Annotated in this window: 21 protein-coding genes and 1 pseudogene; 8 read left to right on the forward strand and 14 right to left on the reverse strand. The window is 62.0% G+C overall.

Annotated elements, in window-relative coordinates; all coding sequences use genetic code 11:
- From G552_RS15005 to G552_RS15015, 5 genes and pseudogenes are all read left to right on the forward strand, one after another.
- Positions 1-338 (forward strand): annotated as a pseudogene (locus G552_RS15005) (integrase core domain-containing protein); the annotation flags it as partial.
- 156 nt (positions 339-494) lie between these two features.
- Complete coding sequence (locus G552_RS15010) at positions 495-1,304, forward strand: DNA-methyltransferase (protein WP_281167340.1); 810 nt, start codon at positions 495-497, stop codon at positions 1,302-1,304.
- Positions 1,301-1,822, forward strand: a complete 522-nt coding sequence (locus tag G552_RS16265) for a hypothetical protein (RefSeq protein ID WP_156890699.1) — start codon at positions 1,301-1,303, stop codon at positions 1,820-1,822. The genes G552_RS15010 and G552_RS16265 overlap by 4 nt, the downstream gene beginning before the upstream one ends.
- A gap of 9 nt (positions 1,823-1,831) precedes the next feature.
- Positions 1,832-2,701: an MBL fold metallo-hydrolase gene (locus tag G552_RS0108000; protein ID WP_027882569.1), complete on the forward strand. Its 870-nt coding sequence runs from the start codon at positions 1,832-1,834 to the stop codon at positions 2,699-2,701.
- 36 nt (positions 2,702-2,737) lie between these two features.
- Positions 2,738-3,241 (forward strand): heme-binding domain-containing protein, encoded by a 504-nt coding sequence (locus tag G552_RS15015; RefSeq protein WP_036270488.1) that lies wholly within the window; start codon positions 2,738-2,740, stop codon positions 3,239-3,241.
- A 100-nt stretch (positions 3,242-3,341) separates the two neighbouring features.
- Here G552_RS15015 and G552_RS0108010 read toward each other — a convergent pair whose 3' ends face one another.
- The 14 genes from G552_RS0108010 to G552_RS0108075 all read right to left on the reverse strand — a co-directional run bounded on the left by G552_RS0108010 (position 3,342) and on the right by G552_RS0108075 (position 17,862).
- Positions 3,342-4,760: a DUF5666 domain-containing protein gene (locus G552_RS0108010; RefSeq protein WP_156890700.1), complete on the reverse strand. Its 1,419-nt coding sequence runs from the start codon at positions 4,758-4,760 to the stop codon at positions 3,342-3,344.
- 73 nt (positions 4,761-4,833) lie between these two features.
- Complete coding sequence (locus G552_RS0108015) at positions 4,834-5,463, reverse strand: hypothetical protein (RefSeq protein ID WP_156890701.1); 630 nt, start codon at positions 5,461-5,463, stop codon at positions 4,834-4,836.
- Positions 5,460-6,692 carry a sensor histidine kinase gene (locus G552_RS0108020; protein WP_051195740.1) on the reverse strand — a complete coding sequence of 411 codons (1,233 nt, stop codon included), beginning with the start codon at positions 6,690-6,692 and terminating at the stop codon, positions 5,460-5,462. The genes G552_RS0108015 and G552_RS0108020 overlap by 4 nt, the downstream gene beginning before the upstream one ends.
- Complete coding sequence (locus tag G552_RS0108025; protein ID WP_027882573.1) at positions 6,679-7,338, reverse strand: response regulator transcription factor; 660 nt, start codon at positions 7,336-7,338, stop codon at positions 6,679-6,681. The genes G552_RS0108020 and G552_RS0108025 overlap by 14 nt, the downstream gene beginning before the upstream one ends.
- Before the next feature lie 17 nt (positions 7,339-7,355).
- Positions 7,356-7,646 carry a DUF5666 domain-containing protein gene (locus tag G552_RS0108030; RefSeq protein WP_027882574.1) on the reverse strand — a complete coding sequence of 97 codons (291 nt, stop codon included), beginning with the start codon at positions 7,644-7,646 and terminating at the stop codon, positions 7,356-7,358.
- 72 nt (positions 7,647-7,718) lie between these two features.
- The gene (gene paaZ, locus G552_RS0108035; protein WP_027882575.1) at positions 7,719-9,767 is read right to left on the reverse strand and encodes a phenylacetic acid degradation bifunctional protein PaaZ; all 2,049 of its coding nucleotides are present in this window, start codon (positions 9,765-9,767) and stop codon (positions 7,719-7,721) included.
- A gap of 82 nt (positions 9,768-9,849) precedes the next feature.
- Positions 9,850-10,848, reverse strand: coding sequence for an alpha-ketoacid dehydrogenase subunit beta (locus tag G552_RS0108040; protein ID WP_027882576.1), 999 nt, complete (start codon positions 10,846-10,848; stop codon positions 9,850-9,852).
- Positions 10,845-11,882 carry a pyruvate dehydrogenase (acetyl-transferring) E1 component subunit alpha gene (gene pdhA, locus G552_RS0108045; RefSeq protein WP_027882577.1) on the reverse strand — a complete coding sequence of 346 codons (1,038 nt, stop codon included), beginning with the start codon at positions 11,880-11,882 and terminating at the stop codon, positions 10,845-10,847. Before pdhA ends, G552_RS0108040 begins: the two co-directional genes overlap by 4 nt.
- A gap of 146 nt (positions 11,883-12,028) precedes the next feature.
- Positions 12,029-13,156: a pyridoxal phosphate-dependent aminotransferase gene (locus G552_RS0108050; protein ID WP_027882578.1), complete on the reverse strand. Its 1,128-nt coding sequence runs from the start codon at positions 13,154-13,156 to the stop codon at positions 12,029-12,031.
- Positions 13,157-13,327: 171 nt separating this feature from the next.
- On the reverse strand, positions 13,328-14,074 hold the full coding sequence (gene tpiA, locus G552_RS0108055; protein WP_027882579.1) for a triose-phosphate isomerase: 747 nt from the start codon (positions 14,072-14,074) through the stop codon (positions 13,328-13,330).
- 19 nt (positions 14,075-14,093) lie between these two features.
- The gene (locus tag G552_RS0108060; RefSeq protein WP_027882580.1) at positions 14,094-15,764 is read right to left on the reverse strand and encodes a glycerol-3-phosphate acyltransferase; all 1,671 of its coding nucleotides are present in this window, start codon (positions 15,762-15,764) and stop codon (positions 14,094-14,096) included.
- A gap of 10 nt (positions 15,765-15,774) precedes the next feature.
- Positions 15,775-16,326 carry a class I SAM-dependent methyltransferase gene (locus tag G552_RS0108065; protein WP_027882581.1) on the reverse strand — a complete coding sequence of 184 codons (552 nt, stop codon included), beginning with the start codon at positions 16,324-16,326 and terminating at the stop codon, positions 15,775-15,777.
- Positions 16,327-16,338: 12 nt separating this feature from the next.
- Complete coding sequence (locus G552_RS0108070; RefSeq protein ID WP_027882582.1) at positions 16,339-17,043, reverse strand: TerC family protein; 705 nt, start codon at positions 17,041-17,043, stop codon at positions 16,339-16,341.
- Between the two features lie 42 nt (positions 17,044-17,085).
- Positions 17,086-17,862, reverse strand: coding sequence for an enoyl-CoA hydratase/isomerase family protein (locus G552_RS0108075; protein ID WP_027882583.1), 777 nt, complete (start codon positions 17,860-17,862; stop codon positions 17,086-17,088).
- Between the two features lie 133 nt (positions 17,863-17,995).
- On the opposite strand from G552_RS0108075, the gene infC reads away from it, so the two are divergent.
- The 3 genes from infC to rplT all read left to right on the forward strand — a co-directional run bounded on the left by infC (position 17,996) and on the right by rplT (position 19,282).
- On the forward strand, positions 17,996-18,541 hold the full coding sequence (infC, locus tag G552_RS0108080; RefSeq protein ID WP_084640400.1) for a translation initiation factor IF-3: 546 nt from the start codon (positions 17,996-17,998) through the stop codon (positions 18,539-18,541).
- A gap of 161 nt (positions 18,542-18,702) precedes the next feature.
- Positions 18,703-18,918: a 50S ribosomal protein L35 gene (rpmI, locus tag G552_RS0108085; RefSeq protein WP_027882585.1), complete on the forward strand. Its 216-nt coding sequence runs from the start codon at positions 18,703-18,705 to the stop codon at positions 18,916-18,918.
- A 16-nt stretch (positions 18,919-18,934) separates the two neighbouring features.
- A complete protein-coding gene (rplT, locus tag G552_RS0108090; RefSeq protein ID WP_027882586.1) occupies positions 18,935-19,282 on the forward strand; it encodes a 50S ribosomal protein L20 in 348 nt (115 codons plus the stop codon).
- Positions 19,283-19,287 lie beyond the last annotated feature (5 nt).

Below are 19,287 nucleotides of genomic sequence, written 5' to 3' on the forward strand. Positions count from 1 at the left end.
GGGGGCAGCGAGTTCATGGCCGAGTTTGAGGAGGCCTGCTGTGCTCTGGGGATTGCCTTGTTTGTGCTGCCGCCGAGGAGTCCTAAACTCAATGGTCACGTGGAGCGGGTGCAACGGACCTTTAGGGAGGAGCTCTATACCCGGCCTCTGCCCCCCCGGCTCAGCGAGCTACAGGCAGAGCTGGATGCCTCCCTGGACCACTACAACCGCCGAAGGCCTCACATGGCCCTGGGGGGTCTTGCTCCCTTGGAGTATTTAGCTAAGATGCAGGAGGAGTCGGTTCCCCAGTCTCACATGTGTTGACCGATTACAGGGTCTTGCTCCCTTGGAGTATTTAGCTAAGATGCAGGAGGAGTCGGTTCCCCAGTCTCACATGTGTTGACCGATTACAAGGGATTGTTCAATAAGTCGTTGGCAAATAGACTGGAGTGGCAATGCGTAATAGGATTGTGTTTTCAGACAACATGACATACCTCCCAACTTTGCCTGATAGTATGTTTCGGCTTATATACATAGACCCTCCATTCAATACCGGTAAGATGCAAAGACGGGATCGGTTCAAGGCGGTAGCCAGCTCGGAGGGCACCAGAAAAGGATTTGGTGGCAAAACATATCAAATTAGAAAAATAGATTCTCCAGAGTATTTCGATAAGTTCGACGACTTTATTTCTTTCATCGAGCCGCGCCTTTGGGAGGCATACCGTCTTCTGACCGAGGATGGATCTTTCTTCCTCCATCTAGACTACAGAGAAATTCATTACGCCAAAGTTGTCCTCGATAGCATTTTTGGGCGCGAGTGTTTTATGAACGAGATAATCTGGGCTTATGATTATGGCGCTCGCTCCAAAAAGAAATGGCCGGCCAAACATGACAACATACTCTGGTACGTGAAAGATCCTGAAAAATATATTTTCAATTTTGATGAGATGGATAGAATCCCCTACATGGCTCCTGGCCTCGTGGGAGCGCAGAAGGCAGAATTAGGAAAGACGCCAACCGACGTTTGGTGGATGACCATAGTACCTACAAACAGCAAGGAAAAAACCGGTTATCCCACCCAGAAGCCGGTAAAGCTGCTGGAGCGAATAATAAGAGTACATACCAACCCAGGCGATTGGGTTCTAGACTTCTTTGCCGGAAGCGGAACAACTGGTGAAGCAGCTGCCAAACTTGGGCGTAGCTTTATTCTCGTTGATAACAATTTAGAAGCCATAGAAATAATGTCAAAACGATTGAGCTTTTGTGAACCTGAAGTGTTAGGAATTGAACTCAATGTCCAGTTGGTACAGCCGTTGCTAATATGAAGATTGATCAAGCCTTCTTAGAGATAAATGATAATCTCAAAAGGAAATTTGAGACGTCATCTGATATGTGGTCTGGGAGCCCTTTTGCCTGGATAAGGAGTAAACCGTCCCGTCAAGTTGGCAAAATTGGGGAGCGCCTGGTTGAGCAATGGCTAACGGTAAAGGGTTTTAGTGTACGCCCATCTATGAATTCCTCCTTTGACCGTTTTGTCGGGAATGTCAAACTTGAAATAAAGTTTTCCACCCTTTGGGAGGGGGGATTTTACAAATTTCAGCAACTTCGCAATCAAGACTACGATGCTGTTTTTTGTTTAGGCGTCTCTCCACATGAAGTACATGGTTGGGTTATTCCGAAGAGCATAGCTTGGGAAAAATCAGACGGTCAGCATAAAGGTAAGGAAGCTCTTGACACAAAATGGTTGACGGTATACCCAGACAAGGTCGAGGACTGGCTAAGGCCATATGGAGGAAATCTGTATGAAGTAGAGACTGCATTGCGCAAGCTGCTAAGCGAGTAAAGTTGAGTTGTGCGTCCTATCCTATACCGTCGCCTGGGTCTTTTTGAACTGTGGGTGCTCTCCGATGGTGAGCTGTGGCTCGACGGCGGCTCGATGTTCGGCATTGTGCCCAGGCCGCTGTGGGCCAAGCTGGCCACCCCGGATGAACAAAACCGTATCCGACTCGGCCTGAACCCACTGCTGCTGCGCATCGGCGAGCGCTATGTGCTCATCGAGACCGGCATCGACCGCAAACCGGGGGAGAAGTTCCGCCAGCTCTACGGCCTGAGCCCTACCCACCCCCTGCTGGCCCAGCTCCGGCTGCTGGGCGTAGAGCCCGAGGACATTTCGCTGGTGGTGCATACCCATCTGCACTTCGACCACTGCGGCCTGAATACCTGCTGGGCCGAGGGCCGGCTGGTGCCCACCTTTCCCAAGGCCCGCCACGTGGTGCAAAAACAAGAACTCCACGACGCCCTGCACCCCCACGAGCGCAGCCGGGCCAGCTACCGCGTCGAAAACGTGGAGCCCCTGGCCGAGCAGGGCCGATTTGAGCTGGTGGAGGGCGAGGCCGAGCTTTTGCCGGGGTTGTGGGTGCGGCCTGCACCAGGGCACAACCTGGGGATGCAGGTGGTCGAACTCGAGTCCGAGGGCCAGCGCCTGGCCTACACCGCCGACCTGGTGGCGTTGCGTTGCCAAACCCCCCTGCTCTACATCCCGGCCTTCGACCTCTACCCCATGACCAGCCTGGAAAGCCGCAAGCGCTTTTATAGCCGCTGGCTCGAGGGCGACTTTCTGCTGTGCTACGCCCACGAACCAGGCCATCCCCTGGGGCGGCTGGCGCAGGACGAAAGGGGTTATACAGCGGTTATCGAGCCCCTTGAGAATGCAGAGGTCTAGCCCTTGCAAAGCGAAGGGCGGCTAGAGGAGAGTCCAATGAAAGTAGCCCATAAGGTGCTTGTCGGTTTGGCCGTGGGGCTGCTAGGGATACAGCTAATTCCCTATGGCCGCAACCATACCAACCCGCCCGTGCTGGCTGAGCCGGCGTGGGATAGCCCGCGCACCCGGGAAATCTTCTTCCGGGCTTGTGCCGACTGCCATAGCAACCAAACCGTATGGCCTTGGTACAGCCACATTGCCCCTATCTCGTGGCTGATAGAGCGGGATGTGCTGGAGGGGCGAGCCAAATTCAATGTTTCAGAGTGGACCTCGGTGGGCGGCGAAGGGGGAGAGGACGCGGCGGAAACCGTGCAGGAAGGAAGCATGCCACCCTGGCTCTATACCCTGACCCATCCCAGAGCCCGCCTCTCGGGCGCGGAAAAACAGGCCTTCATCCGGGGTTTGATGACCACCTTTGGCGGCGAGGGCAGCACGGCTGACTCTGAGGGGCGTGGGGAGCCGGAAGAGCAGGAAGAAGAGCACCACAAGGAGGGCGACTGAAGCCAAGGCGCCTCGCTCTGCAAAGCATACCCACTTTAGTCAGGCTGGTTTGCCCGCAAAGAAGCGGCCCCGCCTTTAGGCGGGGCCGTACCAACCAGCCTCACTTGACTTCGATCTTGCTGGCGGTCAGGATTTCTCCCTCCAGCGAGCCTTTGGCCTCACCCCTTTGCCCGTCGCGGTTGGTTCCCCAGAAGACCTCGGCGGAAACGTAGCGATCGCCCACCTCGTAGCGGGTCTGGGCATGGGTGCGTATGGTTACACCGCCCATCTGGAAGGTTCGATCCAGGGCGTTGAAGTTTTGAATGGTCCCCTTGACCTCGAGGTTGCTGCTGGCCCGCTTGAGCTCAATTCGCACGGCGTAGGGCTGGCCCGAGGGGTTGGTCATCTGGGTGTTGAACTTGACCTCGACCCAGTCGCCTACCTGGAGGCTGCCAAAGGGGATGGCCTGATGCTCCCGCTCGATGATGGTGGCCGCATCAACCCAGAAGGTGGTGCCGCCCACCGTCAGGGTATCGGCGGTTATGGCCGAGATGGCTCCTTTGACCTCCCCGTCGTAGCCTTTGGTTCCTTTGGGGTATTTGACCTCCACCTCGTAGGCCTCGAGGCTGCCGTCTGGCTTCAGGTAGCCTTCCACCTCTGCCCAGGCCCCTTCGGCCAGGCTACCCTTGACGCGGGCAGTGCCGTAGTACACGGTGTAGCCCATCAGGGTGAAGGTCTGGCTGGCCGTGTCCAGGCTACCGAGGAGGCCTTCTAGCTTCATCTTAATCGGATTCCCAGGGTTTGCCGGCGGAGTGACCGTAGGGGAGAGAACCTCGAGGGCCGTGGCCACCACGGTCTGGCCCACCAGGCTGCCTTTCACCTTGACCAGGCTTCCCTCGCCCAGGCTTCCTTTGGGGACTACGCCCTGGTACTGCACGGTGTAGGTACGCAGGCCGTAGGTAAAGGTTTGGGCCGTGGTGTTCAGATCCCGGGCGTGTACCCGCAGGCTCACGCTGGGCTTGGGTTGCCGTTTGACTTCGATCCGGGTAGCCACCAGGCTATCGTCGTCCTGGGGCAGACCGGCCAGGTGTACGTACTGGCCAGGTTGAAGGTCGGCCAGGGTCAGCGAGGTGTAGCTACCATCGGGGTTCTCCCGGTACAGGTAGGTAAAGGCGCTGACCTTGGCCCGTACTCCCATCACATCCACAAACCCCTCGAGGGAGTTTACCGCGTCTACGGGCCCTTTGACTGCGTAGTGGAGGGTGGCTTTGCTCAGATGGATCCGATTCTGGCTGCGGAGGCCCTGGCCTGCCAGCACGACCCCCGGTTGGATCGCTGAGTCATCGGCCGGCTCGCCGTCCACCTCTACCGTGGCCTGGGCCGTATCCAGCGCCTGCACCCCCAGCAAGAGCGCCCCAGGGCTGCCGGCGACCACGCCGCTGAGGTTCAGTTCCTCCTGGGCGCTGGGGTTGGGGGGATAGCCGCACCCAGCCAGAAGAGCCAAAAGAAAACCAGCTACATAGGCCAACCTTTTCCTCATAAGCACCTCCGCCACGGAAGGTACGCCGGCGGGGTAACCGGGATATAACCGGGGGTAGGAGATTAAGCGGACATTAAGGACTACCCAGAGGCTGGGCTTGTTTCCAGTGCAGGCGGTTTTCTTTTTTTTCTCCCGAGAAAAGAAACCAGCCCTCGCCGGGGTAGGCTGGAGCGCTCAGGGTAGGGGGGACGGCCAGAAGCCGGCCATTTTCGCCTTTGGCCAACAGCAGAATAGCCCCTGGGCTGGCCGGGTGGCTGACCAGGAGGTGCAGGTCGGGCCCATACCAGGCCTCAACCCAGCCATTCCCCCGGCCAAGCAGTTCGGCTGGCCCTCTGAAGTAGCTGAAGACCCCTGGCTGAACCACCTCGAGCCTCGAGGCTTTGAACACGCTCTCCTCCCACTCGCCCCAGGCCTGTACCCACATGCCCGGGAACAAGAACTGGGCCCAGGCCGAGTCGGTCTCTAGCCGCCCCCCTTGCACCTGGATGTGGCCCCTGTGCACCAGGGTAACTTCGGCGTACAGCCGGTGTGAGCCCCGGTTGGGATTTTGGTTATCTTTGTTTTCCTTAGGCTCCTTTTCCTTGGGCTTATCCTTGTCCTTGTCCTGCTTGTCCTTATCCTTTTTATCGTCTTTATCGGCAAAGGCCAGGCTGCTCCAGCCCAGCAACCACAACAGCACCATCCGACGGGGTAGATGGTTCATGGACTACCCTCCCGCAGGCCCAGGCGAACCTCGAGGCCACCGGCCGGGTGGTTCCGCAGGGCAAGGGTTCCACCAGCGGCCTCGGCTACCTGCTTGGCCAAGGCCAGACCCAGGCCCAGACCATTTTGCTTTGGGGTGACCCGGTAAAAGGGGGTACCCAGGCGGTGCAGAACTTCTTCTGGCACTCCCGGGCCCTGGTCGCGGATGATCAGTAGGGGTGGGCTGGCCTCAAAGCGGAGCAGCACCGGAGGCTTCCCGTGCAGGAAGGCGTTTTCCAGCAGGTTGCGCAGGGCGGCTTCCAAGGCTTCGGGAGGGGCCCAGACCTGGCCCGGCTGGGCTTCTACCTGGATGCCAGCGCGCTGGTTAGGGGGTAAGCTTTGCAGGATGGACTGCAAAAATTCGCGCATTTCCAGCGAGCGGAACTCCCCGGGGCCCCTGGCCAGGGCTAATAGGCCGTTGAGGGTACGCTCGATCCGCTCGAGGTTGCGTTCCAGCACAGGCACCAATTGCTCGAGTGGCAAGGCCCCACCCTGAACCGCCTCGAGGGTGGCCCGCAGGGTGGCCACGGGGGTGCGCAGCTCGTGGGAGGCGTAGCGGGTAAAGGTTTTTTCCCGCTCGATGGCCTTGCGAATCTTATAGACCATGCGGTTGAAGCTCTCGATTAGATTGCCAATTTCGTCGCGGCTGGTTTTGGGCAAAGGCTGGGGAAAGCGCTCCTCGGCCAGGGATAAGGTAGCCTGCTCGAGGTGCCGCAAGGGGCGCAGCAGATAGCCCCGCAAGAGGAAGGCAAAGATGACCGCCAACAGGCTAGCCAGTCCCATGGTGAGCCAGCCTGTACGCAGGTACTCTGCCAGGGCCCGGTTGTGCTCGTTCTGGTTCAGGGCTACCTCCAGCAAATAGCCTTGCCCAAGCTCACGCCTTTCCGTCCGCCAGGAGGGGTTGTCTTGAGGAAAGGCCCCACCCCCTTCGAGGATGCTCTCTGTTCCCTTGAGCAGGCGAAAGCGCCCTTGCAGCTCGTTGGTGCTAGGCAGCTTGCTGGGCTCCAGGATGGGCTCGGCGCCTTCCATATCCAGTGCTCCAGCCACCAGCAAGGCGTATTTCTCCAGGTCGCCCCTAAAGTCCCGTTCCAGGGAGTTGTAAAAACTAAGGTAACCCAATCCCATCTGCAGCCCTACCAGAAGCAGGGCTAGGGCCAACAAGGCCAACAGCAGCCGGTCACGAAAGCCCAAGCCGGTAACCTCCAGGTACGGTCTCGATGGCCTCGGGGGAGAGTTTATTGCGCAGCCGCGAGACGCACATGCGCACTGCATGGTAGCCCGAGGAGGCATCGGGGAAGACCCGCTCCAAAAGCTCCTCCAGGGTGAAGGTTTTTTCGGGGTTCAGGGCCATCAGCTCCAGCAGGGCAAACTCCCGCTCGGCCAGGAAGACCTCATGCCCGTTCCAGAAAACCCTGCGCCGGGTGAAATCGACCTCGAGAGGCCCCCGCTGAAGGCGGGCTTGCTTGACCTGGCCTTCGCGGCGCAGCAGGGCCCGCACTCGGGCCAGCAATTCGCGCATCTCGAAGGGCTTCACCAGGTAGTCGTCTGCGCCCAGCTCGAGGCCCTGCACCCGGTCGTCCAGGGCATCGCGGGCGGTTAGAAACAGGATGGGCCGGCCAAACCCCATCTGCCGCAGTTCCTGGGCCAGGGTGAAGCCGGCGTCCTCTCCTTCGGGCAGCATCACATCCAAGATTAAAAGATCAGGTGGGGCCTCGGCCAGGTAGGTACGGGCCGTCCTTAGGTCAATGGCCCAGTCAACGGCATAACGCGCCTGTAGCAAAACCATTCGCAGGGCCAGGGCCAGGTCTGGCTCGTCCTCTACCAGCAGGATGCGCATAGGGGTAGGCTACGCCCTCACCAGCCGCGCTTGCGCTCGACCTTGTACACCACCCAGGTGCCCCTATTGGTGCGATAGGCCTTCACCTCTACCCAGCTGCCCACCTGGGGCAGGCCATACTTGTAGTACACGTTGGCATCGAGCCAGAAGCGCTGCCCGTTCACGATGATGTAGCCCTGTTGCCGATCAAACGCTTCGACCTGCCCTTTGATTTCCAGGCGCGGGTATCCACCAAGGTACTCGTACTCGTATGGTGAAGCCAGAGCGGGCAGCAAGGCCAAAAGCAGGAAAGCCAAAACTCTAAGCATGCTTACCTCCCAACCCTACCTTGCCACCCCGCTATAACCAGTTGATAACAAGGGCATAAGCGGTAGGCCCAACTAGGCGGACACCCCTTCAGGCCGGCGGGCCACCAGGGTCAGGATGTCGTATAGCGCCACGGTCTTGCCCTCCTGGTTGGTAATCTCCACCGCCCAGGTCACTACCCCGGTAGGCCGCTCGCCGGGCCTGGGGTCTTTGGCGGTTTTGCGCTTCACCGTCAGGCGGGCCTGGATGGTGTCGCCGATGCCCACCGGCTCGATGAAGCGCAGGTTTTCCAGGCCGTAGTTGGCCAGCACCGGCCCTGGGGCGGGGCTCACGAAGAGGCCGGCTGCCGCCGAGATCAGGAAGTAGCCGTGGGCCACGCGCTTGCCGAAGATGGACTCCTTGGCTCCCAGCTCATCCACATGAGCATAGAAGTAGTCGCCGCTAATGCCCGCGAAGTTCACGATGTCGGCCTCGGTCACGGTGCGGCGGTGGGTGAGGAGGCTCTCGCCGATGTGCAGGTCCTCGAAGTACTTGCGGAAGGGGTGCACCAGGTCTTCCTGCACCGTGGCCCCCCGCACGTACTCCTGGGAAAGGGCCATCAGGGTGGTGGGGTCGGTCTGCACCGCCGTACGCTGCATATAGTGCTTGATGCCCCGCACCCCCCCCAGCTCCTCCCCGCCCCCGGCCCTTCCGGGCCCACCGTGCACCAGCAGGGGCAAAGGGGAGCCGTGGCCGGTGGATTCCTTGGCGTTTTCCCGGTTGAGAATAAGCAGCCGCCCGTGGTGGGTAGCACAGCCGAAGAAGAGCTGGCGGGCCTCCTCGCGATTGTAGGTTACGATGCTGCCCACCAGGCTGCCCCGGCCCCGGCGGGCCAGGGCGGCGGCCTCGTCCAGGCTTTCGTAGGGTATCAGGGTGGCCACCGGGCCGAAGGGCTCGAGGTCGTGGGCGGCAGAGTCCCAGGGCTTAGGGCTGTAGAGCAGGGTGGGGGCCATGAACCCCCCTTTCTCCCAGTCGCCCCCCAGAAGCTCGGCCGGGCCCTCGTAGACCCGCTCGCAGCCTTGGGCCTCGAGGGCCTCCACCACCTTATGCACCTCCTGGCGCTGGGCGGCGCCGACCAAAGGCCCCATCCGCACCTCCTCGCGCTGGGGGTCTCCCAGGGTGATCTGGCCCAGCTCTTTCTTGAGCGCTTCCAGCACGGCCTCGACCTTGGCCTTGGGCACGATGACCCGCCGGATGGCGGTGCACTTCTGCCCAGCCTTGACGGTCATCTCCCTGGCCACCTCCCGCACGAAGAGGGTGAACTCGGGGTCGCCGGGCTCCACCGTAGCGCCCAGAATGGCGCAGTTCAGGCTGTCGGCCTCCATGTTGAAGGGCACTGCGTGGGCCACCAGGCTGGGATGCACCTTGAGCTTGCGCCCGGTGCTGGCCGAACCGGTAAAGGTCACGCAGTCCTGCTCGTTCAGGTGGTCGAAGAGGTCGCCAATGCCGCCGCAAATAAGCTGGATGGCCCCCTCGGGCAGGAGGCCCGACTCGATCATGGCCCGGAACACCGCCTCGGTCAGGTAGGCGGTCTGGGTGGCGGGTTTCACGATGGCCGGTACCCCGGCGATAAGCCCCGGGGCGAGTTTTTCCAGCATGCCCCAGACGGGGAAGTTGAAGGCGTTGATGTGCACCGCCACCCCTTCTTTGGGTACCAGCAGGTGCCTACCCACGAAGCTGCCCTGCTTGGAAAGGGCCAGGGGGTCGTCTTCTACCAGAAAGCGCTCGTTGGGTAGCTCACGCCGGGCTAAGGAGGCATAGCTGAAAAAGGTGCCGATGCCCCCCTCGATATCGAACCAGCTATCGAAGCGCGTGGCCCCGGTTTTGTAGGAAAGGGGGTAGAAGGCTTCTTTGCGCTCGGTCAGGTACTGGGCTAAAGCCCGCAGCATGGCGGCCCGCTCGTGGAAGGTGTAGCGCCTCAGGTTGGGCCCCCCTACCTCTCGGGCGTAGGCCACCATGCCGGCAAAGTCCAGCCCCTGGCTGCTGACCTGGGCCACCGGCTCCCCATAGACCGCGTCCACTACCAGGGTTCCGTCCTCAGGGCTCTGATGCCAGGCCCCCATGGCATAGCTCTTTGTTTTCATGCCGCCTATTCTAACAAACGCTTGTTTGATCTAGCCGGTATTAGGAGCATCAGGAGGTAATCCAAAGGAGGAGAAGGTTCCCTCAGTACGCCAGCACCCGCCGCACCGCCTCGAGCACCCGCTTGGCATCGGGGCGGTAGTAGTTTTCCACCGCGCTAAAGGGAGGGTAGGGGGCGTCCCAGCCGGCCACCCGTAGAATGGGGGCCTCGAGGTAGTCCAGGGCTTCCTCGGCGATGCGAGCGGCCACCTCGGCCCCGAAACCGCCGGTGCGCATGGCCTCGTAGACCACCACCGCTCGCCCGGTCTTGCGCACCGACTCGAGGATGGTCGGGGTGTCCAGGGGCACCAGGGTCTCGAGGTCCACCACCTCCAGCTCCACCCCTTCGCGGGCAGCCACCTCGGCGGCCTTCTGGCAGACCTCCACCATTCCCCCGTAGCAGAAGAGGCTTACGGCCTGGCCTTCCCGCACCACCCGGGCCTGGCCGATGGGCAGGGTGTAGTAGCCCTCCGGCACCATTCCTTTCACCCCACGGTATAGCTTGATGGCCTCGAGGAAAAACACCGGGTCGGGGTCCTCGATGGCCGCGAGCAAAAGCCCCTTGGCCCGCTCGGGGCTGCTGGGAATGACCACCTTGACCCCTGGGGTGTGGCAGAGCAGGGCCTCGGGGCTATCGGCGTGTTGTTCAGGGGTCTTGACCCCACCCCCGTAAGGCGCGCGGATGACCATGGGGATGGTGAAGCGGCCCCGGGTGCGGTGGCGCATACGGCCTAGGTGGGAGAGAATCTGATCCAGCGCCGGGTAGAGAAAACCGGCAAACTGAATCTCGGCCACTGGGCGGAAACCCGCCATGGCCAGGCCAATCCCGAAGCCCACGATGCCCGACTCGGCCAGAGGGGTATCGAAGACCCGTTTCTCGCCGTATTTCTGTTGCAGCCCATCCGAGGCGCGGAAGACCCCGCCCATGGTGCCCACGTCCTCGCCGAAGAGCAGCACCCGGGGGTCTTTGGCCAGGGCCAGGTCCAGGGCTTCGTTGATGGCCTGCACGTTGTTGAGCACTCGAGTCTCGCGTTCGGCAATCATGCTTTCTCCCCCCGCAAATACTGCCAGGCGGCCTCTTGGTCGGGCTGCATCTTGTGGTAGACCTGTTCCACAATCTCCCAGGGGTTGGGCTCGGGAGCCTGGTCGGCCAGGGCCAGCTCGGCCTGGAACTCAGCCTCGAGGGCCTCGCCCAGCTCCGCTTCTTCCTCTTCACTCCACAGGCCCAGGTGCAAAAGGCAGTTTTTCATGCGCAAAATGGGGTCGCGCTGCTTCCACTGCTCGGCTTCTTCCTCGGTGCGGTAACGGCTGGGGTCGTCGGAGGAGGTGTGGGGGGCCACCCGGTAGGTCAGGGCCTCGATCAGGGTGGGCCCCTGGCCGGCTCGAGCCCGGGCTACCGCTTCCCTGGCCACGCTCCAGACCGCCACCAGGTCGTTGCCGTCTACCACCACGCCGGGAATCCCGTACCCCTGGGCCTTTAGGGCGATACGCTGTACCCGCATTTGCTTGTGGGTGGGCACACTGATGGCCCAGCCGTTGTTTTGCACCGTTACCAGTAGGGGCACGTTGAACACCGAGGCGAAGTTCAGCCCCTCGTGGAAGTCGCCCTCGGAGGTGCCGCCATCCCCAATAAAAACCGCAGCCACCGCGCCCTGGCCTTGCAGGTGTAGGGCGTGGGCTACCCCAGCAGCCTGGGGAATCTGGGTGGCGATGGGGATGTAAAACTGCACCATATTCACGTCTGGGGGGGCACCCCAGCCAGCAGGATCAGCCCTCCAGCTCAGGATGAGCTTATGAATGGGCATGCCAAAGGTCAGGGCGGCGGCGCTTTCACGGTAGCTGGGCAGCAGCCAGTCGCGGTTGGCCTGCAAGCACAGGGCTACCCCCACCTGGGCTGCCTCCTGGCCGCGAAAAGGGGGATACACCCCCAGCCGCCCCTGGCGCTGAAGCACCAAGGCCCGCTCGTCGAAGTGCCGGGCCCGGCGTAGAGCCCGGTAGCCCTGCCGTAGCTCCTCGGGGTTGAAGGGCAGCTCCCGTAAGGGCCTTCCGGTATCATCCAGGTATTGAACTGTCTCCATCGTTCACCAGTTTAGCCTAACCGCTACTTAGGAGAATGACGAGCTGTAAAGCTTTATTTCACGAACAGCAATATTGTGAAATAAAGTACAATCAAGTTTATCCCTGGCACGTTTAGCCTGCCCGCAGGATGTGCTGTGCTCGGTCATTAGCCGTAAGCCCGCTGCTTCAGATAAGCCTGTAAGCGGTTTAGGGCCTGTTCGATCTCCTGGGCTGTTTTGCAGAAGGCGAAGCGAAAGAGCCCCTTGGGCGCGGGGTTTTGGATGTAGAAGGCCGAGCCAGGGATGGCCGCTACCCCGGCCTCGCGCACCAGGGTCTCGGCCTCGAGCTCGGGCAGGATGGCGGTTAGAAAATAGGTGCCAGCCGGGGCGAAGGTCTTGAGGCCCATAGCCTGAAGCCCCTGTTCCAGCAGGTTTTTGCGCTGTTTGTAGCTTTCCCGCAGGTGCGGGTAGAAGCCTTCCTTGCGGGCCATGGGCAGGGCCTCGGCCACCGCGGCCTGTAGCGGGGCTGCCGAGCAGAAGCTATTCCACTGACGCATCCCAGCGATTTGGGGGGCCAGGCCAGGGGGGGTGACAATCCAGCCGATACGCCAGCCGGTGGCTTCCAGGCGTTTGCCCGCCGAGCCCACGGTAAAGACCCGCTCTGGGGCCATCTTGCGGAAAGAAAGGGGTGGTTCAGCGAAGTACAGTTCGTCGTAGACCTCGTCGCTGATGATCCAGAGGTCGTGCTTACGGGCCAGGGCCACGATGTGTTCGGCTTCAGCGCGGGAGAAGACCGAGCCGGTGGGGTTGTAGGGGTTGGTGAGCAGAAGGGCCTGGGTACGCACCGTGATGGCCCGTTCCAGTGCGGGTAAATCCACTTCCCAGCGGTCGGTAAGGCGCATCGGCACCATGACCGGCTCAGCCCCGGCGATGCGGGCCTGGGGAATGTACACGTCGAAGTAGGGCTCGAGCATCACCACCTCGTCGCCCGGCCCATACAACGACTCGGCCAACACCTGAAGGGCTTCGGTGCCTCCCGCCGTAATGACCACATCCTCGGGGGCTACGCCCAGGTCTTCCGCGATGGCCTCGCGCAGACGGGGCAGGCCGATGGGGGGGGTGTACTGGTCCACCGCGCCAATGGCCCGCCGGGCCGCCTCGAGTAAAAAGGTGGGGGGTGGGTTAGAGGGGAAGCCCTGGCCCAGGTTGATGGCCCCGTACTGGGTGGCCAGGCGGCTCATGTGGGCAAAGACGCTTTCCTTGGAAAGCTGGGTGCGGGGGTGCAGGCTGGCCATGCCCAAGAGTCTACTGCACCTGGAACCGGCCAGGCCAGCCGCTATACCACCCCACCCTGACAGCAGGGTGGAACCCCGGCAATACGCTACGCCTGGCCCTTGAGCACCGGCCCTGCTTTTGCCAGATGGAGCGCACCTCGAGGCTCCTGCACGCCGGTTGTCGTGCCTGCTTCAGGCCAGGAGCAGTCTTAAGTAGTCGTCTAGCTTCAGACTGGCCCCGCCCACTAGTCCGCCGTCAATATTGGGCTGGGAAAACAAGGCGGTGGCGTTGTCTGGCTTGACCGAGCCGCCGTAGAGAATGCGCGTCTCCTCGGCAAAGGCCGTGCCGTAGCGGCGGGCCAACCATTGGCGGATGGCCTGGTGCATGGCCTCGGCATCCTCGGGGGTGGCGGTTTTACCGGTGCCGATAGCCCAGACCGGTTCGTAGGCCACCACCAGGTGCGCCGGCGAGGCTGGTTCAACCCCGGCCAGGCTAGCCTCGAGCTGGCCCAGGGTGTACGAGAGGTGCTTCCCGGCCTCACGCACCTCTAGAGGCTCACCCACGCACAGGATGGGCACGATACTGAATTCCAAAAGGCGCAGCATCTTCTGGGCTACCAAGGCGTCGGACTCCGCATGGTGGCTGCGCCGTTCAGAGTGGCCCACAATGGCATACCTACAACCCAGGTCGCACAACATCAGCGCCGATACTTCGCCGGTATAAGCACCCTCCCGGTGGGCCGAGACATCCTGGGCACCCCAGTGTATCCCGCTGTTCTCCAGTACCTCCTTGGCGTAGGCCAGGTGGGTAAAGGGCACCAGTAGGGCGGCTTCGGCCTGGGTGTTGGGCCGTTGGCGAACCAGAGCGGAAAACCAGGCTTTAGCCTCAGAGGGGCTTTTGTGCATTTTCCAGTTGCCGGCAACCAGTCGCTTGCGCATGGTTCCCATCATAAGGGCCTCAATCCACTACCTGGAAGCCCAGGGCCTCGGCCCGCTCGACGAAAAACTGGATATTTTCGCTTTTGGTCTCGCCCCCCAGGCTTTTGCGCTCGAAGGCCTCTTCAGCGGCCAGGATCATGGTCTCGGCCAGACAGGCGGGCACCGCCCCTTCGCCAAAGTGTAGGTCGAGGTTGCCCTGCATGGCCCCGGGGGGGCGTACCACTCCTCCAGGAATCACCCGTACTCCGGGTACTTCCTTGACCGAAGCATCTACGTCGGGGGGAACGCCTTCGTCGTAAATCCAGGCCCCAGGTTTGACGTGCTGGGGGAAGATGACCGGGCCGGGCTCGGAGGTGGCGCTGAAGACCAGGTCGGCTTCGCGGATGGCCCCGATGTCTAGGCTAAGCACCAGTTCCGGTACCGGCTGCCCCTTGCGCTCGAGGTTCTGCTGCAGGCTGGTGGCGCTTTTCTCCAAGCGCTCGAGGTTCCGCCCCACCAGGATGAGCTTGCCCACCAAAGGGGCAATCTGCCGGGCGATGCCAAAAGCTACTACCCCATTGGCCCCTACCACCGCTGCGGTGGCCTGGCGTAGGCTGCGCCCTTCCTGCTCGAAGTGGGCCAGAATCCCAGGAATCGCGGCCCGTACCGTTCCGGCGGTGTAGGCGCCCCCGTTGGTGACCTGGATCTCCGGCACGGCCTCTTGTACCCGGCGGCCTTTCTCGCCCACCACACTCCAGAAAGCGCCCAGGCCCACCACCGTACAGCCCAGCTCCCGGGCTAGCCGGGCCCCCTGGATGGCCCGCTGGGTGGCCAGTTCGGGTTTACTGGTGATCTGGTGGGGCAGTAATGGGGCCGAGATCAGATAGCAGCGAATCTCCCGGCCATCGCGGGTGCGCACCCCGCGCAGCTCGCCCACCTTCATAGGCCGGATGGCCTCGGCCAGGTTTTCCACCAGTTTGGGGGAGAGGAGGCCCCGTTTGACCAGCGGGCGGGCCCAGCGGAAGCGGGGGCTTTGAAAAAGGTCGTCCAGGGTGAGCGGATGGATCATAAAGGCGCAGACCACCTGCTTGGGCGAGGGCAGGGGTGGGGGGTCGCCCAGGCGAGGCTCGGTGCCCTCCAGCATCCGGCCTATGTTTTCCTTGTAGCGCCACAGGGTGACCATGGGCAGAAGCCAGGCCGCCAGTTTCGCCCAGCCGGGTAGGGGCTCGAGGCTCACTGCCAGGGCCAGCCCCGCTGGGATGGATAAAGCCGCCAGCGAGGCGTACCGGCTCCAGAGAAACACCCCCCCGGCGGTGACCAGGATGGCCAGGGTAGACAGGTAAGACAGGCCGCTGAGATGAAGGCCCAACACCAGCCCCAGCAGTACCCCGGCCCCCCGTCCCCGCAGCAAGGCGCCCTGGGCCAGCCTACGGGGGGGGTAAAGGTGGCCTAAGTAGGCCAGAAGGGCGTAGCCCACCCCCCAGGACAGGCCCCACAGGCCGCCTACCCAGGCGGCTACCAGCCCCTTGAGGATATCCAGCCCCCAGGCCAGCGAGGCGGGACCAGGGCCTAAGCGCTTTAGGGTGTTTTCTAGGCCCAGGTTGTAGCCTGAGGCCAGGCGCACATCCTGGCCGGTGAGCCGTCGAACGGCCCAGTAGCCCAATGGAAGGGCCCCCCACAGATAGGCTAGCGCAGCGAGTACAACTACCATCGGCTAAACCTTACCAGATTCCGGCCCGCCAGACCGCCCAGGTACGGTGGTGCCCCTCCATCCAGCCCTCGGCCCAGGCCCGCAAGCGCAGCCCCACCGGGGGGTGCAATAGCTCGCCTGGCTGCCAGTAGTGCTCAGCCGAGCTACCGCGCCGCTGGGCTTCCAGGGTGGTGAAGCCCTCGAGGAGCACCAGTCCCTCTTTGTGCAAGCGTTCCGCCAGCCGCAAAAGCAGGGGCCGGTGCACGAAGTAGCTCATAATCACCCCAGCAAAGGGGCCGGGCGGCAGAGGGGTTTCAGGGGCCTCGAGGTCGGCCTCTAGGGCCCAGACCTCAAGGCCGCTTCGCGCGGCCTCAGCCCGTACAAAGGCCAGGGCCACCCGGCTTCGCTCGAGCAAGAGTACCGGATGACCGCGCCGAGCCAGGAAAAAGGCGTTGCGTCCGGTACCCCCGGCCAGGTCCAGCACCGGCCCTGGCGGCAGGCAGTGGGCGTAGCTGGCCACTACCCGGGCTGGCTGGGCCAGGATGGCCTGGCTTAGGTAATGATGGTTCCAGTCCTTGGGCATCTGAAGCGCGGCCTAGTCTGCCTGAGGGCCACGGCGAAAGGCCCACAGGCTGCCCAAAAGCAGAATGGCGAAGGTAACCCCCAGGAAAAAACCCTGGGGCAGGTGCAAGGCCAGCTCAGGCCGGTGCAGCCAGACTTCGCTGCCGTGCTCCCAGCCCTCGAGCATCAGCTTTAGCCCAGCCCAGCCCACCACCGCATAAGCCACGCTCTCCAGCCTTGGGTAGCGCTCGATGACGGTCACCATGATGCCGGCGGCCAGCCGGATGAGCAGAATGCCCACGGCCACCCCGGTGAAGATAACCCAAAACTCCCGGCTGAAGGCAATCACCACCAGCACCGAGTCCACCGCGAAGGCCAGGTCTACGACATTAATCATGAGCACAATGCGCCAGAAACTGGCCGCGGCGGCTTGCTGAACCTGGGCCGGCTCAGTTTGGCCTTCCGCTTTGCGGTAGAAAAGGTGGTTGACCGCCAGGTAGACCAAGTACAGCCCCCCTAGGAGTTGAATCCACCAGATTTGGATGATGAGAGTGGCAAACAAAAGCGCCAGGCCGCGCAACACGTAAGCCCCGATGATGCCGTAGAGCAAGGCTCTGGAGCGCAGCTGGGGCGGCAGCGGCCGTACCATCACGGCCAGCACCATAGCGTTGTCGACAGACAAAATGGCCTCGAGGGCCACGATGATCAGGATGGCGGCGAGTGCAGGGCCTAACTCCATAAGCTCAAGCCTACCATTTGCCCAGATTTCTGTGTGCTACCCCTAGCGAGGGGAAAACCGTGGGGGGCGCTTCTCGAAGAAAGCCGCGATGCCCTCGGCTAGATCGCCGGTCTCCCGCACCCAGGCGTTGGCCAAAGCAGCCAGGCGGAAGCCCTCCTCGAGGCCCATACCCGGTAGGGCGCAAAGCAGTTCCTTGGTCAGGGCCAGCGAGGTGGGTGCATGGCCGCTTATTTCCTGGGCTAGGGCCAGGGCCTCGTCCAAAACCTGCTCCGATGGCACCACCCGGTTGACCAATCCCATGCGGAAAGCCTCCTGGGCAGAGATAAGCCGTCCGCTGAGCAAAAGCTCTTTGGCCTGCTTCTCGCCCACATGGCGCACCAGGATTACCCCGACCAAGGCGGCCACGAAGCCAATCCGAACCTCGGTGTAGCCCATCTGGGCTTTCTCACTCATAAAGGCTAGGTCGCAGGCGGTGGCCAGCCCAGCCCCTCCGGCTACGGCAGGGCCGTTGATGGCGGCGATGGTGGGTTTGGGGAAGGTGTAGACCCGGTGGAAGAGCCGGGCCAGCTCGAGGGAGTGAGCATAGTTGGCCTCGGCTCCCGCGCTTGTGACGTTTTTGAGGAACTCTAGGTCGGCTCCGGCGCTGAAGGCTGGGCCTGCTCCGGTAAGCACCACCACGCGGATCGCGGGTTCCTTTTCGGCAGCCTCCAGGGCTTGCATCAGCTCGGCCACCAGGGAAGGGGAGAGGGGGTTGCGGCGCTCAGGGTCGTTGAGGGTGATGAGACGCACTTGGGCATGGTCGGTTGTGCGTACGAACATGCCTTCATGCTATAGGGCCTCCTGTTTTGCGCAAAGCCGCCCAGCCGAATTGCCCCAGGGGTGTTTCATTGTGTAGACTCGAAGGCGCAGGCAAACAGACGCTGGAGGGTTTGTTGCTTGCGGAGGTGAGTTTATAGCCAAAGATGTTCCTGTCAACGAACGGATCCGGGTGCGCCAGGTGCGCCTGATCGATGAGAACGGTATGCAAGTTGGGGTAGTGGACACCCGCGAGGCTTTGCGCCTAGCCAAGGAGCGTGAGTACGACCTGGTGCTGGTCTCGCCCAACGCGGTGCCGCCGGTGGCCCGCTTGCTCGACTACGGCAAATGGCGTTATGAGCAGCAGCAAGCGGAGAAGGAAGCCCGCAAAAAGGCCAAGCGCACCGAGCTCAAAAGCATGAAGCTCCGCCCCAAGATCGACACCCACGACTACAACACCAAGCTGGGCCACATCCGCCGTTTCCTCGAGGAGGGGCACAAGGTCAAGGTGACCATCATGTTCCGGGGGCGTGAGATGGCCCATCAGGAACTGGGGTACAAGCTGCTCGAGCGTATTGCCAAGGACCTGGAGGGCGTGGGCTTCGTGGAGATGCGCCCGGAGATCCTGGGCCGCGATATGAACATGGTGATGGCCCCCGGGGCCAAGCCGGCTTCAGCCGGAAACCCTTCTAAACCAGCTTAAGACGCTTACCCCCGGTGTTCTGCCGGGCTTACCGCGTTCGCACCAAGCAAGCGCGGCGCGGTGGCGGGTTTGGCAAAGAGCCTAAGGGGGTGCTATACTTGCAAGGCTGCCGGGTTTAGGAAAGCCCTTTTTAGGCACCCAGGCAGCAAAGGAGCAGCAAGATGCCAAAGATGAAGACCCATAAGGGCGCCAAGAACCGTGTTAAAATCACGGCAACGGGCAAGGTTACTGCTAAAAAGCCGGGAAAGCGCCACCTCAACTGGCAAAAGTCGGGCAAGAGCCGCCGTCAGAAGGGACGCGACTTCACCTTTGCCAAAGGGGAGGCTCGCCGCGTCCACCTGCTGATGCCCTACGAAAAAAAGCCGCATAGCGTATAAAAAGAGGTGATGCTGAATGCCACGCGCAAAAACCGGTGTTGTTCGCCGTCGTAAACACAAGGCCATCCTCAAGCGAGCCAAGGGTTTTTACGCCCTTCGTTCCAAGAGTGTGCGCAAAGCCCGGGAGACTCTGTTCAGCGGGGCCATGCGCTCTTTCAACGACCGCCGCAAGCGTAAAGGCGATATGCGCCGCCTTTGGATTGTGCGCATCAACGCTGCGGCCCGCCAGCACGGCCTGAGCTACAGCGTGTTCATGCACGGTTTGAAGAAGGCCGGCATCGAACTCGACCGCAAGATTCTGGCCGATTTGGCGGTGCGCCAGCCTGAGGCTTTTGCCGAACTGGTGAACAAAGCCCGGGCCTAAAGGGG

The sequence above is a fragment of the Meiothermus rufus DSM 22234 genome, from assembly GCF_000423425.1.
GTDB classification, from domain to species: Bacteria; Deinococcota; Deinococci; order Deinococcales; family Thermaceae; genus Meiothermus; species Meiothermus rufus.

Bases quoted from the DNA above. Each gene is read 5' to 3' on its own strand.
- G552_RS15010 (WP_281167340.1), top strand. From the start codon at position 495: ATGTTTCGGCTTATATACATAGACCCTCCATTCAATACCGGTAAGATG.
- G552_RS16265 (WP_156890699.1), top strand. From the start codon at position 1,301: ATGAAGATTGATCAAGCCTTCTTAGAGATAAATGATAATCTCAAAAGG.
- G552_RS15015 (WP_036270488.1), top strand. From the start codon at position 2,738: ATGAAAGTAGCCCATAAGGTGCTTGTCGGTTTGGCCGTGGGGCTGCTA.
- G552_RS0108010 (WP_156890700.1), bottom strand. From the start codon at position 4,760: ATGAGGAAAAGGTTGGCCTATGTAGCTGGTTTTCTTTTGGCTCTTCTG.
- G552_RS0108015 (WP_156890701.1), bottom strand. From the start codon at position 5,463: ATGAACCATCTACCCCGTCGGATGGTGCTGTTGTGGTTGCTGGGCTGG.
- G552_RS0108025 (WP_027882573.1), bottom strand. From the start codon at position 7,338: ATGCGCATCCTGCTGGTAGAGGACGAGCCAGACCTGGCCCTGGCCCTG.
- G552_RS0108030 (WP_027882574.1), bottom strand. From the start codon at position 7,646: ATGCTTAGAGTTTTGGCTTTCCTGCTTTTGGCCTTGCTGCCCGCTCTG.
- paaZ (WP_027882575.1), bottom strand. From the start codon at position 9,767: ATGAAAACAAAGAGCTATGCCATGGGGGCCTGGCATCAGAGCCCTGAG.
- G552_RS0108040 (WP_027882576.1), bottom strand. From the start codon at position 10,848: ATGATTGCCGAACGCGAGACTCGAGTGCTCAACAACGTGCAGGCCATC.
- pdhA (WP_027882577.1), bottom strand. From the start codon at position 11,882: ATGGAGACAGTTCAATACCTGGATGATACCGGAAGGCCCTTACGGGAG.
- G552_RS0108050 (WP_027882578.1), bottom strand. From the start codon at position 13,156: ATGGCCAGCCTGCACCCCCGCACCCAGCTTTCCAAGGAAAGCGTCTTT.
- tpiA (WP_027882579.1), bottom strand. From the start codon at position 14,074: ATGCGCAAGCGACTGGTTGCCGGCAACTGGAAAATGCACAAAAGCCCC.
- G552_RS0108060 (WP_027882580.1), bottom strand. From the start codon at position 15,764: ATGGTAGTTGTACTCGCTGCGCTAGCCTATCTGTGGGGGGCCCTTCCA.
- G552_RS0108065 (WP_027882581.1), bottom strand. From the start codon at position 16,326: ATGCCCAAGGACTGGAACCATCATTACCTAAGCCAGGCCATCCTGGCC.
- G552_RS0108070 (WP_027882582.1), bottom strand. From the start codon at position 17,043: ATGGAGTTAGGCCCTGCACTCGCCGCCATCCTGATCATCGTGGCCCTC.
- G552_RS0108075 (WP_027882583.1), bottom strand. From the start codon at position 17,862: ATGTTCGTACGCACAACCGACCATGCCCAAGTGCGTCTCATCACCCTC.
- rpmI (WP_027882585.1), top strand. From the start codon at position 18,703: ATGCCAAAGATGAAGACCCATAAGGGCGCCAAGAACCGTGTTAAAATC.
- rplT (WP_027882586.1), top strand. From the start codon at position 18,935: ATGCCACGCGCAAAAACCGGTGTTGTTCGCCGTCGTAAACACAAGGCC.